The sequence below is a fragment of the Bradyrhizobium sp. BRP22 genome (assembly GCF_020194175.1).
In the GTDB taxonomy this organism is placed as follows: Bacteria; Pseudomonadota; Alphaproteobacteria; order Rhizobiales; family Xanthobacteraceae; genus Bradyrhizobium.
In genome coordinates this window covers 312353-325509 of record NZ_JADYVX010000005.1, presented here as the reverse complement: position 1 = coordinate 325509, position 13157 = coordinate 312353, and the positions used below count along the sequence as shown (strand labels likewise).

The following is a 13157-nucleotide window of genomic DNA, read 5'->3' as shown; positions in this document are numbered from 1 at the left end:
CCGATCGGATCAGGCGCGCGGTGGCTTGAAGGGAGAGATCGGTTCAGCCGTATCCGGGGCACGCACGGCGAGGAGGCGATAGGCGTGCGGGGCGTATTCGATCGTGACTGACGTATCCTGGGTTGCCACTGTCGATACGTGAGTCAGGCAGTGGTCGCCATGGAGCGGTGCTGGATGGATGGGAGCCTTGTCGGTGGCATCACCGGCGAGTTGCGCGATCGACAGCGCCGGTACTGCATCGTCGCTGTCGAAGCCGAGACCGTGAAAGAAGGACAGCACGAGCGCCAGCGAGATCAGTCCCGCAAGCAGGCTGCGCCACCGGCGCGACGGGGCCGTGCAGGTCGAAGAAACCGGTGTGGCGAAGCGCGAGTCCATGTCGGCTTGTTAGCGCCGCCCCGGTACCGATTCAAGGCAGGAGATCGCTGAATACTATAACGTTACGCCTTCGCCGGCAGCCGCTTGAGCATCCAGCGCCGCAATGCGACGACCGCCCAGACCGCCTCGACCAGCCCAAACGGCCAGGCGCCTTGCAGGAAGCCATAGGCTGAGCCGAGCGCACAGGCGACAGCGAAAGCCAGGATGAACCATGGGCTGCGGTCTTCGGCCGCATAGCACACGAGCATGATGGTGACGGCGAACAGCCCGAAGATCGTCAATGCGTCCATCAGCTTCTTGCAGTTTCCCTGTTACGCCAACCATGACGGCGTGACGAGGGAGTCGCGCAGTTTGAGGGGATTGTAAAGCCCGGACGTCGGATCGCCTTGCTATGGTCGGGCAGGCCGAGACCAAGTAAACGTGCAAAACATCGGACCTTGCGGAGATGAGGAAAATGCTCGCACGAATTCTGGTCGCAACGCTTCTCATGATTTCCAGCGCATTCGCGCAGGAGCACTCAATCACCGTGGCGTCGACGACATCGACCGAGCAGTCCGGGCTGTTCAATTTCCTCTTACCGCGCTTTACGGCGGCGACGGGGATCGGTGTCAAGGTGGTCGCAGTCGGCACCGGCCAGGCGCTCGACATCGGACGGCGGGGCGATGCCGACGTGGTGTTCGTGCATGATCGCCCGGCAGAGGAAAAATTCCTGGCCGAAGGCTTTGGCGTCAAGCGCCACGAGGTCATGTACAACGATTTCGTGGTGATCGGGCCGAAGGCCGATCCGGCGCACATCGCCGGCAGCAAGGACGTTACGGAAGCGCTGAAGAAGATCGCCGCCGCGAAGGCGACCTTCGTCTCGCGCGGCGACCGCTCCGGTACGCACCAGGCCGAACTGCGGCTATGGAAGGAGGCCGGCATCGACATCGCGGTCGACAAGGGATCCTGGTATCGCGAGATCGGGCAGGGAATGGGCCCCGCGCTCAACATGGCCGCATCCGACAATGCCTATGTGCTCTCGGATCGCGGCACCTGGCTGTCGTTCAAGAATCGCGGCGATCTCGCGATCCTGACCGAGGGCGATCGGCGCCTGTTCAACCAGTATGGCGTGATGCTCGTCAATCCGGCCAAGCACCCAGCCGTGAAGGCCAAGGATGGGCAGGCCTTCGTCGACTGGTTGATCTCCGCCGAGGGGCAGAAGGTGATCGCCGACTACAAGGTCGGCGGTGAGCAGCTATTTTTCCCCAACGCGTCCGACTAGCAGGAAGGCGACCGTACTCACGGTCACGCTGAGGCCGAGCAGGATCAGGCCAAGTCCGAGCGCGAGCGGCAACTCACCCTTGCTGGTTTCCAGCGCGATCGCGGTCGTCATGGTCCGGGTGTAGCCGCGGATGTTGCCGCCGACGATGATGATGGCGCCGACTTCGGCGATGGCGCGGCCGAAGGCGGCAAGGAACGCGGTCAAGAACGAGGCACGGCCAAGCGACGACAACAGCGCCATGCTGCGCAGGCGCGAGAGGCCATCGGTCCGCATGAGATCGGAATATTCCGCCCACAACAGCGAGACCGGACGGTGCACGAGCGCGACCACGATCGGCGTGGCGAGAAAGGTCTGCGCGATAACCATGGCGCCCGGCGTGAACAGCAGCCCGGCAAAGCCGAGCGGACCCGAACGCGACAGCAGGAGATAAAGCGCCAGTCCGACCACCACCGGCGGCAGGCCGAGCATGGCATTCGCCAGCACGATCATGGCTTGCCTGCCCTGAAACCGACTGATCGCGAGCAGGATCCCGAGGGGCGCGCCGATCAGCAGCGCCAGCAGGCTCGCCGACAGGCTGACGCGCAATGATAACAGGACGATGCGGATCAGCTCAGGGTCAAGACTGACGATCAGCGAGAGCGCCGTCGCCACCGATTGCATGAAATCGTTCATTCTGTTGTGCGCTTGGCTGCCCCGGTGAGATCGCCCGAATGAAGATTGCCCACGGGCATCATCCAGCAAACATCTCAATCTCTCATAAACTGCATAAGGTCCAATGCTGCGCAGCGATGTCGCGGTCCAAATCCGGCAACGCTCAGAAGCAAGGTTCCATGTTAACTGCTCGATAACTTATTTTCCTAACGCTCTCTTGGGTTGTGCCCCTTACAACAAGCGCTTGCAGGGGCAGGGAAATGTCAGACAGCTCGGCCAAGAGCCAGATCTTACGGAGCCGGTGGTGGCCGAAATTGGCGGCCATGGCGGCCTTGCGATTGAGCGCAATCCATTGGCTCGTCCTGTGCGCGGCAGCGCTTGTGGTCGCGATCGGGCTCGGCACCGGGTACCTGGCGCTGCAATTCCGCCAGCGCGCGCTCGATCTTGCCGAACGCGAACTCTCCAACACGGCGCTCCTGCTGTCCCGCCATTTCGATCAGCAGCTCTCCGATCTCCAGCACGTGCATGATGATGTCGTCGCCTATATGCGGGCTGATGGAGTCGATACCGCCGATCAGTTCGAGAAGACGATGTCACTCCTGAGCGCGCACGAAATGCTGCGCACCAGGCTTGCGGCCCTGCCGCATGTTGGTGGCTTCAACCTGTTCAATGCCGATGGGTGGCTGATCAATTCCTCCGAGATGTGGCCGGTGCCCGACCTGAACGTCAGGGATCGGCAATATTTCAGGGAGTTTACCTCCGGCAAGCCGACACCTGATGTCATCGTCGAGCCGGCCGTGAGCCGCGTCACGGGCAAGTGGACGATGCTGTTCGCCCGCAAGATCGTCGGCCGCAGTGGCGCCATCATCGGCTTTTCCAGCCGGGGTGTCGAATCCAGCCAGTTCGAGGAGTTTGTCGCATCCCTGGCGCTGAACGGCGACACCATCATCTCGATGATCCATCGCGACGGCACCGTCATCGCCCGCTATCCCAAGGACGACGGGGCGGTCGGCAAGAGCGTAGCCAGTCTCCCGTCGTTCCAGAAGGCGCTGACGCTTGATGGAAACATTTCGGGGCGCTTCAGCTCCGAAGATGCCGAAGACAAGATCGGCGCCGTTCGACCGCTAACTCATTTCCCGATCCTGATCGTTGCCACGACCAGGACCTCGACGGCGCTCGCCGACTGGCGCGCGCAGACGAAACTGCAGTTCAGTGCCGCGGTCCTGGCGATTGTCGTGGTCATGATCACGATCTTTCTGATCGTGAGGCAACTGCAGCGCCAGCACGACGCCGCGCAGCGGAAGCTGTCGGAGAAGAGCTTTCACCTCGATACCGCCGTCAACAACATGACCCAGGGCTTGCTGCTGTTCGACGCGTCGGGCCGGCTCGTGATCTGCAACCAGCGCTATCTCGATATGCTCGGCGTATCGCCTGATGTCGCCAAGCCCGGATGCCACCTGCGTGACCTCGTGCTGCATCGTCAATCGATCGGATCCTTTCTCGGCGATGTCGACGAATATTGCGCGCGTTTCATCGGGCCGAACCAGAGCGACGTCGGCGAGAGCCATTTCGCGACACAGGATGGACGAACGATCCGCATGATCTTCAAGCGCTCGCCCGACGGCGGGTGGGCCACGACGATGGAAGACGTGACCGAGCGGCGGCGGGTCGAGGCGAAGATCGAACATCTCGCCCATTACGATCCGCTGACCAATCTGCCGAACCGGACGCTGTTCCAGCGTCACGCCGAGGGACTGCTGCTCGAGACGGCCCATGTGCAGTTCGCGATTCTCTATACCGACATCGACGAGTTCAAGCGCATCAACGACTCGCTCGGCCATTTGATCGGCGACGAGTTCCTCAAGGGTGTCGCCGAACGATTGCGCCGGTCGATCGGGCCGGAGGATTTCATCGCCCGTCTCGGCGGGGACGAGTTCGCGATCGTGCAGCGCGGCGTCACCGCCGATGATGACGTCAGCGTGCTGGTCGAACGAGTCTATCAGGCGCTGCGGGCGCCATTCGATTGCCATGGCCATCGTCTGTCCGGTGACGCCAGCATCGGGATTGCGGTCGCGCCGCGGGATGGCACTGATTTGCTCGGTCTATTGAAGCGCGCGGACCTTGCGATGTACGCTGCCAAGGCTGCCGGACGCCGCACTCACCGCTTCTTCGAGCCGGAGATGGAGCAGGAGGCCAAACTCCGCCGCGAGCTCGAAGCCGATATGCGCACCGCGCTGGTGGAGGGCGGATTTGAAATCCACTATCAGCCGCTGGTCGATCTGCGCAGCGACGAGGTAACCGGCTGCGAGGCGCTGGTGCGCTGGCGGCATCCGGTGCGCGGCATGGTATCGCCGGCCGAATTCATTCCGGTCGCGGAGGAGACCGGCCTGATCGAGGAGATCGGGCAGTGGGTGCTACGGACCGCCTGCACGGAAGCTGCCACCTGGCCCGCCCATGTGCGGGTTGCGGTCAACGTCTCGCCAGTTCAGTTCAAGTCGGAGGCGCTATCGCTGAAGGTCGCGGCGGCATTGGCCGAGAGCGGACTCGATCCGCGCCGCCTCGAGCTCGAAATCACGGAGGCCGTGCTGATCGCGGACGATGATGCCGCATTGGTCGCGCTCAACCAGCTCCGTGGGCTCGGCGTTCACATCGCGCTGGACGATTTCGGAACCGGCTATTCCTCGTTGCAATATCTGCAGCGCTTCCCATTCGACAAGATCAAGATCGACCGCAGCTTCGTCAAGGAAGTCACCCGCAACAGCTCGTCTGCGTCGATCATCCGCGCGGTGGTCAGCATCGCGGCTGACCGCGACATGATCACGACGGCGGAAGGGGTCGAGACCGAGCAGCAGCGCGACACAGTGCACATGCTGGGATGTACTCAGATGCAAGGTTATCTGTTCAGCGCGGCGCGCACGGCGCGGGAGATCCGGGCGATGCTGGCGTCCGAAGCGGCCGAGGTGGAGGACGCCGCCTGATCGGCGAGGCTTCAGCGTCCGCGCCGATCCCTGCCGTAGCCCGTGATGAAGCGCAGCAGCCGCTCGGTCAGCGCGCCGATCGCAAGGCCGGCAACGACGTCGCTCATCCAGTGCGCAAGCAGCACGACGCGCGTCAGCACAAGGCCTCCGCCGATCGCCCAGACGGCATTGCGCTTGGCCGGCGCAAGCACGGTTGCGGCCGAGGCGATTGCGCCGACGTGAATCGCATGACCAGACGGAAAGGCGTCCAACGGCTTGCCGGAGAACGGCACGCCATGAAGGTGGCCGCGCGCAGTCTGCCGATCTGGGCGCTCCTGGTCGAACACCGTCTTCAGCAGGTGGGGAAGAGCGGTCGTGACGATCGCGGTCAGAAGGATGTGGTTGCTGTTGCGGCGCTGCCTCGCGTCCTTGTCGAGCGAATAGAGCCACCAGCCCAGCGCAAGCGCGCAGAGTACGTGCTCGTCCGCGCCCCAAGTCAGCACCTTGGCGGCCCGCTCGGTTGTCGGCGTCGTGTATTCCGACACAGCGCCGGCTATCGCCTTGTCAGCGCGGGTCGGCTGGACCCGAAAACGCGCCATCAGATTCTCCTTCGAGACTATAAACCTCTGACGGCCGTGATGGTTTCGCGGCGTCATTCTTCTGGCCCTGCGGAACGCATCGAATAGGGACCCGTTGACCGCGTGGTGCTCAACAAGGAGATCATCATGAACAAGCTACTTTTGACTGCTGCCCTCGCGCTCGCAAGTTCCAGCGCCATGGCGCAATCGAACCAGGGCAGGAACACCGATTCGCCCGGACATCCCAGCGCGAATGTGCCCGAGCCGGCCACGCCGAACAGCATGCGGGAAGGCACGACCACAGGCATGGGAGCGGATCGGAGCGGAGGTCCCAACGGCGCTCCCGCGCAGCCTCCGAAATCAACGACGGGTCCGGCAGGCTCGCCTTCGAAGGACGAAACGCCGCCGCGGTAAATCCTCGCGTCGGAGGCGGTGAACGCTCATAGGAACGAAAATTCCAGCCACGGGTTTGCCGCTCACAACCTTAACGAGAGGCAAGCCTATGAAAAGATCGATCGTGGTGACGGTGATCGCCGTCGCCTTCATTTCCACCTCGGCAGCCGCGCAATCGGTCGGCGAGAAGACCGGCGTCAACTCGGTGTTGGGCGTCGCTCCCTCGACGGCCGATTTCGTCAAGGAAGCCGCAATCAGCGACATGCTGGAGATCGAGGCGGGCAAGATCGCCGAGCAGAAAGGCAACGCGGAGGAGAAGAGGTTCGCGGCGCAGATGATCGCCGATCACACCAAGACAAGCAACGAGCTGAAGGGCCTGGTCACGAGCGGCGAGGGCGCGCAGCTTCCATCGGGGCTGGATTCGTCCGCGCAAAGCAAGCTCGACAAGCTGCGCGACACCAAGCCCGAGAGCTTTGCAAGCCAGTACGACCCGATGCAGGTGAGTGCGCACAAGGATGCGGTCTCGCTGTTCGAACGCTACGCCAACGGCGGCGACAATCCGAAGCTGAAGGAATGGGCCGGCAAGACGCTGCCGGCGCTGCGGCATCATCTCGAGATGGCGCAGGCGCTGGACAAGAATCGCAAGTGACGTCGCGGCGTCACGGCTTGCGGTAAGTATCCGCCCATCGCACGGTCAGCGGCAGGGCGTACCAGAATCCGATCAGGAAAAGAAAACTCGCCGCTGCGTAAGTGGCGGCGAGTGTGCTGCTCGTGATCCTGCCGAGCACGACGTAGCTCTCCGCGGCGATGCCGGCAGCGAGAAACAATGGCGCTGCTGTTACCAGCGCGGAAGCAGCGCGCAGAAAGCTCTCCGAATCCGCGCCGCCATAGGAAAGCCGGTGCAGGGCAGCCGGCGTCATCAGCAGGATGACGTTCATGGCGACGAGGCCGAGCGCGACGGCGTGCACGATCTTTGCCGTCTGCGGCATTTCCTCGAAGCCGGTGGTCAGCATGGCGATGAATTGAAAGCCGAACAGGGCCTGCGCGCCGGGGATGATGACGCGTGCCTCGGTCAGCACTTGCTCGACCTTTGTCGTGAGCGGAGTCGTTCCTTCTGAATCGGGCATCGGCGGTTTCTCCCGGTGAAACATCTCCACTCCGAACCATGCAAAACTTGATGCGAATATTAGCGCGAGTCCGCTTGTGACTCCCGCGAGCCAACCGAAATGTCCTTCAATCACGACGTAGGCGGCGAGACCAAGGCTTAAAGAGAAAGGAACCAGCCCGGCGGTCGTATAGAAGGACGTCGCGCGGACCAGGCGCTTGGATGAAGAACCCTGCTCGACGAGACGGTGTTCCATCGACGGAGCGATCAGCAGCCCCAGCGACAGCATCTGCAGCGCAAGCCCGATGGCGCACAGCGTTTTCGACGCGGAGGAGAGCGCCGGAAAGCCGGTCTGGAAGAAGGCCTGGAATTGAAAGCCGAGCAGGACCTGGATGCCGAGGACGAGCAGGCGCGTTTCGTCGAGCGCCGTCTTGACCTTGCGATCCAGCTTCTCGGACATCGGTGGCGGCGCTCCTCTTGGGGCCGGAACTCTCTTCGCGGGCGTCACGTTGTTAACGCGACATGTCATCTTACGTTCACAGTTCCGAGAGGGGTGCGACATGACGGCGCCGGACGTCCGCAAGGGGATGCCGCCCGTCAAATTGCCGCGCGAGGAGTTCGCGCGACGCTACCGCAGCCGTTTCGTCGATCCCGCCTTCAAGCCGCTGCAGCGGGAAGTCGACGCCATCATCGATGCGGCATGGGATGCCTACAGCCATTCCCGCAAGGCGCCGCTGACGCGCAAGGCGGGGCCGGGCTTCGCCGATCCGGAATACGAACTGGCGGTGGATTGGCTCGCCGCGCGCGACGCGATCTTGGCGGCCCAGCGGCGCCATGACGATGCGGCGGAGACGCCCCGCATCCTGATCATCAACGGCTCCTCCCGCAGCGAGCACACCTGTCCCGGCGAAATGTCCAAGAGCTGGCGATTGGTCAAGCTCGCCGAGGCTGTCTTCATCGAAATGGGACTTGCCGTCGACATCCTCGACCTCTCGCGGCTGGCGTCCGAGTTCGGCAAGCAGATCCATCCCTGCAAGTCCTGTCTCTCCACATCGCCGGCGCTCTGCCACTGGCCCTGCAGTTGTTATCCGAACTATGCCCTCGGCCAGACCGACGACTGGATGAACGAGATCTATCCCCTGTGGGTGGCCGCGCATGGCATCCTGATCGTGTCGCCGGTGAACTGGTATCACGCGCCGACCGGGCTGAAGGCGATGATGGATCGGATGGTCTGCGCCGATGGCTGCAATCCCGATCCGACCTCCACCCATGGCAAGCATGCCGATGAAGCCAAGGCGCTCGAGTTGAAGGGTTGGCCTTATCCTCGGCATCTCGCCGGCCGCTATTTCGGCCTCGTCGTGCACGGCGACTCCGTTGGCGCGGAAACGATGCGGCGGTCGCTGTCGGATTGGCTGACGGATATGGAGCTGATCTCGGCGGGTCGAGCGGGCGAACTCGACGGGTATATCGGCTACATGGAGCCTTACGCGACCTCGCATCGGTCGCTCGATGAGGACAGGGCGTTCCAGGAGGAGACCTTGAATGTCGCGCGAACGCTTGGCAACGCCGTGAAGCTCGCGCGTGAGGGCAAGCTGCGGAATCCGGCAGCGGGGCTGGTCGAGCCGAAGCCGAAATAGCATGGGTTCCTGGCGAGGGTGGATCAATTCGGCGGTGTACGGGAACGATGTCCGGCGTTGCCGATTGGTCGGCATCTCCCATGCATTTGCGAACGGAGTTTCCAATGGACTTGAAAGGCAAGAAGATCGCAATCCTCGCCACCCACGGCTTCGAGCAGTCGGAACTGGAAGTGCCGCGCGATCGGCTCAAGAAGGCCGGCGCGACCGTCGACGTGGTTTCGCCGGCCGCGGGCGAGATCAAGGGCTGGGACCTGAAAGATTGGGGGAGGCCGGTGAAGGTCGACAAGACGCTCGACCAGGTTTCCGCCTCCGACTACGACGCGATCGTGCTGCCGGGCGGACAGATCAATCCGGACCTGCTGCGGGCCGAGCCGAAGGCGCTGAAGTTCATCAAGGACATATTTGACGCCAAGAAGGTCGTCGCGGCGGTCTGCCACGCGCCCTGGCTTCTGATCGAAACCGGGATCGCCAAAGGGCGGCGGATGACCTCGTACAAGTCGATCAAGACCGACGTGATGAATGCCGGCGCCAAGTGGGAGGATTCCCAGGTGGTGACCGATCAGGGCGTGATCACGTCCCGCAATCCCGGCGATCTCGAGGCTTTCAGTGCCAAGATCATCGAGGAGGTGAAGGAAGGCCGCCACGCCCAACGCAGCGCAGCCTGACGAAGCGAACCAGCCGATGCGAAGCAAATTGATCTCCGACGAGCCGGGTGCGCAGGTCCATGTCATCATCCTCGACACCGGCGACGAAGCGTTCGCGGCGCTGACAAAGTTTGCCGATGCGGCCGAGATTTCGGCGGCGTCGCTGACCGCAATCGGGGCGTTCGAGAGGGCGACCGTCGGCTGGTTCGATTTCGGTTCGAAATCCTACCGGAAGATCGAGGTCAACGAGCAATGCGAGGTGTTGAGCGCGATCGGCGACGTCGCGATCGGCGATGACGGCAAGGCCAGCCTGCACGTTCACATCGTGCTCGGGCTGTCGGACGGCTCCACGCGCGGCGGCCACCTGCTCGCCGGCGTGGTGCGGCCGACCCTCGAGGTGGTGCTGACGGAGACGCCGGCAAGGTTACGTCGGAAGAAAAGGGCAGATATCGGTATCGCCCTCATCGATATTTCCGGCCAATAGCGGAAGAAAACGCGCTCAGCGGATGCCGAGCGCGTTCTCCAGTTGCTGCTTGGTCATTTTCGAGCGGCCTTCGATGCCGCGCCGCTGCGCCCGGGCGTAAAGCTCCTGCCGCGTATGCCCGTCGCGCTTGCGGGCTCGGGAGATTGCGGCCTTGCGCCCGCGGGCGGTGGGCTTGCGGGCATTGCGGCCGCCCATCGCGCGGGTGCTTTCGCGTTTGCGGGAAGCGCCGACGCGCGACTTGCCCTCGCGCTCCTGCTGGGCGGTGCGGCCTTGGGCTTCCTTCCGCTCGGTGCGGCGCAGGTTACGGCGGTTGCGGCGTCCGCTCTGGTATTTTGAGGCGCCGGCTTCCTGCAGCGCGATGGCGATCGCCTGCCGCCGGTTCTTGACCTTGCCCGCGCGGCCGCCACGTCCGCTCTTCAGCTCGCCATGCTTGAACTCGTGCATCACCCTGCCGGTGACTCGTCGTTGACGTGATGAAGTTGCCATCGTGTTATCCTCCGTTTCTCCGGCAAGAACCGCCGATGAGGGATGTGGTTCCAATAGGGTGACGGAGTTGAGGTTCAGGCGGTCGAGCTGATCGCCCCGCGATCCGCAATCGCTTTCCGCAAAATGCGCGACAGCGACTCGACCGAATAGGGTTTCTGGATCAGCTCGAATCCACGATGCGCGTTTTCGGCGAGCACGTTGCTGTATCCGCTGGTCAGCACTACAGGCAGGCCGGGATAGCGGTCGCGGATCACGCTGGCGAGCTCCACGCCGTTCATGCCAGGCATGATGACGTCGGAGAATACGAGATCGGCGGAAAACTCGTCTTCCGACAACAGAGCAAGCGCCGCATTGGCATTCGCCACGCGTTTGACCGAGTATCCGAGATCTTCCAAGAGCTCGGTGGAGAACTGGCCAACCTCGTCATTGTCCTCCACGACGAGGACGCGGTAGCCGCGGCCCATGGTTGCGGGTTCGCTGGCAATGGCGGCGGCCGACGCTGCATCGGCCGGGCGTGCTGCCTGCGGCAGATAGATCGTGAAGGTCGCGCCGCGTCCGAGCGTGCTCACGACCTCGATATCGCCATCGGATTGCTTGGCGAAGCCAAATGCCTGGCTCAGGCCGAGCCCGGTTCCCTTGCCGACCTCCTTGGTGGTGAAGAACGGCTCGAAGATCGATTGCAGATGATCGGGCGCGATGCCGGTACCGGTGTCGGTCATGGTGATCGCGACAAAGTCGCCGCGGCGCGTCGGCTGGGCACGCAGGGCAGGGATGCCCTGCACCTTCCGCACCATGATCGCGAGGCGGCCTTCGCCATCCATGGCGTCGCGGCCGTTCACCGCGAGGTTGATCAGTGCGGTCTCGAATTGGGCAATGTCCGCGATCGCAAAGCAATCGGGATCCTCGATCTCGACGTCGATCTGGATGCCCGCGCCGACCAGTGGCCGGATAAGCTGGGTCACGCTGTCGACCTGCGCGCCGACGTTGAAGACCTGCGGCTTCAGCGGCTGGCGGCGGGCGAACGCCAGTAGCTGCGCGGTCAGCTTGGACGCGCGCTCGACCGTTTCGGAGATCGCGTCGATGTAACGATGGCGACGCTCCTCGGGCAGGTCGCGGCGGCGCAGGAAGTCGGTCGCGGAGCGGATGATGGTCAGGAGATTGTTGAAGTCGTGCGCCACGCCGCCGGTGAGCTGGCCGACAGCTTCCATCTTCTGCGATTGCCGCAGGGCTTCTTCGCCCTGGCGGCGTTCGGTGATGTCGATGGCTTCCGGCACGGCGCCGATCACGGTGCCGTGCTGGTCACGGAGTGGCCGCATCGCGAAATCGAAATAGCGCTCGCCGGTCGGAAGCCGGAGCATCAGCTCGGTCTTGGCGTCCTCGCCCGTCATGACGGCCATAAACGTGTTGCGAACCAGGTTTGGTGCGCCGTCGGTCGCGGCGAACCATGGCGTTTCCCAGAACCGTTTGCCAACGACATCGCGGGCCTCGGCGCGGATGCCGTTCAGTGCCGTCCGGTTGGCATGGAGCACTTCGCCGCGCTGATTGAGCAGCACCTGATATTGGTGGCTGGTCTCGAAGATTGCGCGCATTTGCGCTTCACTGGCTTCGAGCTGCGCGGTGCGCTCGGAGATGCGCAACTCCAGTGTCTCGTTCAGCCGGCGCAGCTCGATCTCGGCCTGCTTGGCCGCGGTGATGTCGTGGGCGACCCCGATGAACCCGATATGGTTGCCGTTCGGATCCCAGCGCGGTTGCGACTCCGACCTCAGCCAGCGCCATTCGCCGTCGGCGCGCCGGTAGCGTGCCTCCAGCACGAATGGTTTCAGCGAGGCTTCGCCCGCGATCGATTCCTGAACGATACGAGACATGTCGTCAGGATGCAGTCGCTTGCGCCAGTCGAACTTGATGGCTTCTTCATAGGGAAGGCCAAGGAAATCGACATAGGCCTGGTTGGCGAAGGAGCGGGTGCGATCGAGTTTCGTCACCCAGATCGGAACCGGCGCGCTGTCGGCGATCAGGCGAAAGCGCTCCTCGCTTTCGCGCAAAGTAGCCTGCGCCAGCACTTGATCGGTGACATCGAGATCGGCGCCGACCATGCGGTGCGCGCGGCCGTTGCGGTCGCGCTCGATCTTGGCGACGACGCGGATCCATCGGATGTCGCCGTCGCTTGGCCGGATGATGCGGTACTCTGCCGAATAATCTTCGCCGTTGCTCTTCAGGACCCCGAACAGGTGTTTGATCGTGCGCTCGCGATCCTCGGGGTGGATGCGATCGACCCAGTCTTCGTAGGTCTCGTTGATGGCGTCGGGGGGCAGCCCGTGAACGAGGAGATATTCAGGGGAGCGGCGGGTCTTGGCGCCGTCGCGGAAATCGATTTCCAACCCGCCGACCCGGACCATTCGCTGGATGCGCGCCAGGTCCGCCTCGCGCTCCTGCAATGCGCGATGCGCGCGGTCGCGTTCGCGCGCAATCTCTTCCAGATGCTGGCGCAGCCGTTCAGCGGCGAGCGTCTCGGGAAGGACGTTCATAGGGTCTGACGGCATCGGGGCGGGCGACCTCTTCGCGTAGTCTCACACAACGGAAGAGGGC

General features: G+C 63.4%; 14 protein-coding genes. 6 read left to right on the top strand and 8 right to left on the bottom strand.

Translation table 11 applies throughout. The annotated features are described in order from the left end of the window. Positions 1-9: 9 nt before the first annotated feature. Positions 10-375: a hypothetical protein gene (locus I6F35_RS10065; protein WP_225117482.1), complete on the bottom strand. Its 366-nt coding sequence runs from the start codon at positions 373-375 to the stop codon at positions 10-12. Between the two features lie 62 nt (positions 376-437). Next, positions 438-665: a hypothetical protein gene (locus I6F35_RS10060; protein ID WP_225117481.1), complete on the bottom strand. Its 228-nt coding sequence runs from the start codon at positions 663-665 to the stop codon at positions 438-440. A 155-nt stretch (positions 666-820) separates the two neighbouring features. Between I6F35_RS10060 and I6F35_RS10055 the strand changes: the two genes are divergently transcribed. Next, the gene (locus I6F35_RS10055) at positions 821-1636 is read left to right on the top strand and encodes an extracellular solute-binding protein (protein WP_225117480.1); all 816 of its coding nucleotides are present in this window, start codon (positions 821-823) and stop codon (positions 1634-1636) included. On the opposite strand, the gene I6F35_RS10050 is transcribed toward I6F35_RS10055, so the two are convergent. Further along, positions 1610-2308 carry an ABC transporter permease gene (locus I6F35_RS10050; RefSeq protein WP_225117479.1) on the bottom strand — a complete coding sequence of 233 codons (699 nt, stop codon included), beginning with the start codon at positions 2306-2308 and terminating at the stop codon, positions 1610-1612. The genes I6F35_RS10055 and I6F35_RS10050 overlap by 27 nt on opposite strands. A 239-nt stretch (positions 2309-2547) precedes the next feature. Here I6F35_RS10050 and I6F35_RS10045 point away from each other — a divergent pair, with 239 nt between their 5' ends. Further along, entirely contained in the window at positions 2548-5265 is a 2718-nt protein-coding gene (locus I6F35_RS10045) for an EAL domain-containing protein (RefSeq protein WP_225117478.1), read from the top strand. 11 nt (positions 5266-5276) lie between these two features. Here I6F35_RS10045 and I6F35_RS10040 read toward each other — a convergent pair whose 3' ends face one another. Both I6F35_RS10040 and I6F35_RS10035 read right to left on the bottom strand, forming a co-directional pair. Continuing rightward, positions 5277-5843 carry a phosphatase PAP2 family protein gene (locus I6F35_RS10040; protein ID WP_225117477.1) on the bottom strand — a complete coding sequence of 189 codons (567 nt, stop codon included), beginning with the start codon at positions 5841-5843 and terminating at the stop codon, positions 5277-5279. A gap of 53 nt (positions 5844-5896) precedes the next feature. Beyond that, positions 5897-6130 carry a hypothetical protein gene (locus I6F35_RS10035; RefSeq protein WP_225117476.1) on the bottom strand — a complete coding sequence of 78 codons (234 nt, stop codon included), beginning with the start codon at positions 6128-6130 and terminating at the stop codon, positions 5897-5899. A gap of 194 nt (positions 6131-6324) precedes the next feature. On the opposite strand from I6F35_RS10035, the gene I6F35_RS10030 reads away from it, so the two are divergent. Next, positions 6325-6864, top strand: a complete 540-nt coding sequence (locus tag I6F35_RS10030) for a DUF4142 domain-containing protein (protein ID WP_225117475.1) — start codon at positions 6325-6327, stop codon at positions 6862-6864. Positions 6865-6874: 10 nt separating this feature from the next. On the opposite strand, the gene I6F35_RS10025 is transcribed toward I6F35_RS10030, so the two are convergent. After that, complete coding sequence (locus tag I6F35_RS10025) at positions 6875-7903, bottom strand: DUF6328 family protein (protein ID WP_225117474.1); 1029 nt, start codon at positions 7901-7903, stop codon at positions 6875-6877. Between I6F35_RS10025 and I6F35_RS10020 the strand changes: the two genes are divergently transcribed. The 3 genes from I6F35_RS10020 to I6F35_RS10010 all read left to right on the top strand — a co-directional run bounded on the left by I6F35_RS10020 (position 7881) and on the right by I6F35_RS10010 (position 10085). Beyond that, positions 7881-8957 carry a flavodoxin family protein gene (locus I6F35_RS10020; RefSeq protein WP_225117473.1) on the top strand — a complete coding sequence of 359 codons (1077 nt, stop codon included), beginning with the start codon at positions 7881-7883 and terminating at the stop codon, positions 8955-8957. The two genes, I6F35_RS10025 and I6F35_RS10020, sit on opposite strands and share 23 nt — an antisense overlap. A gap of 104 nt (positions 8958-9061) precedes the next feature. Further along, positions 9062-9622, top strand: coding sequence for a type 1 glutamine amidotransferase domain-containing protein (locus I6F35_RS10015; protein WP_225117472.1), 561 nt, complete (start codon positions 9062-9064; stop codon positions 9620-9622). Between the two features lie 16 nt (positions 9623-9638). Beyond that, entirely contained in the window at positions 9639-10085 is a 447-nt protein-coding gene (locus I6F35_RS10010; RefSeq protein ID WP_225117471.1) for a PPC domain-containing DNA-binding protein, read from the top strand. A gap of 15 nt (positions 10086-10100) precedes the next feature. Here the strand turns inward: I6F35_RS10010 and I6F35_RS10005 are convergent, their stop codons facing one another. Continuing rightward, positions 10101-10571, bottom strand: a complete 471-nt coding sequence (locus tag I6F35_RS10005; RefSeq protein WP_225117470.1) for a DUF6496 domain-containing protein — start codon at positions 10569-10571, stop codon at positions 10101-10103. 74 nt (positions 10572-10645) lie between these two features. Continuing rightward, entirely contained in the window at positions 10646-13096 is a 2451-nt protein-coding gene (locus I6F35_RS10000; RefSeq protein WP_225117469.1) for a PAS domain-containing protein, read from the bottom strand. Positions 13097-13157 lie beyond the last annotated feature (61 nt).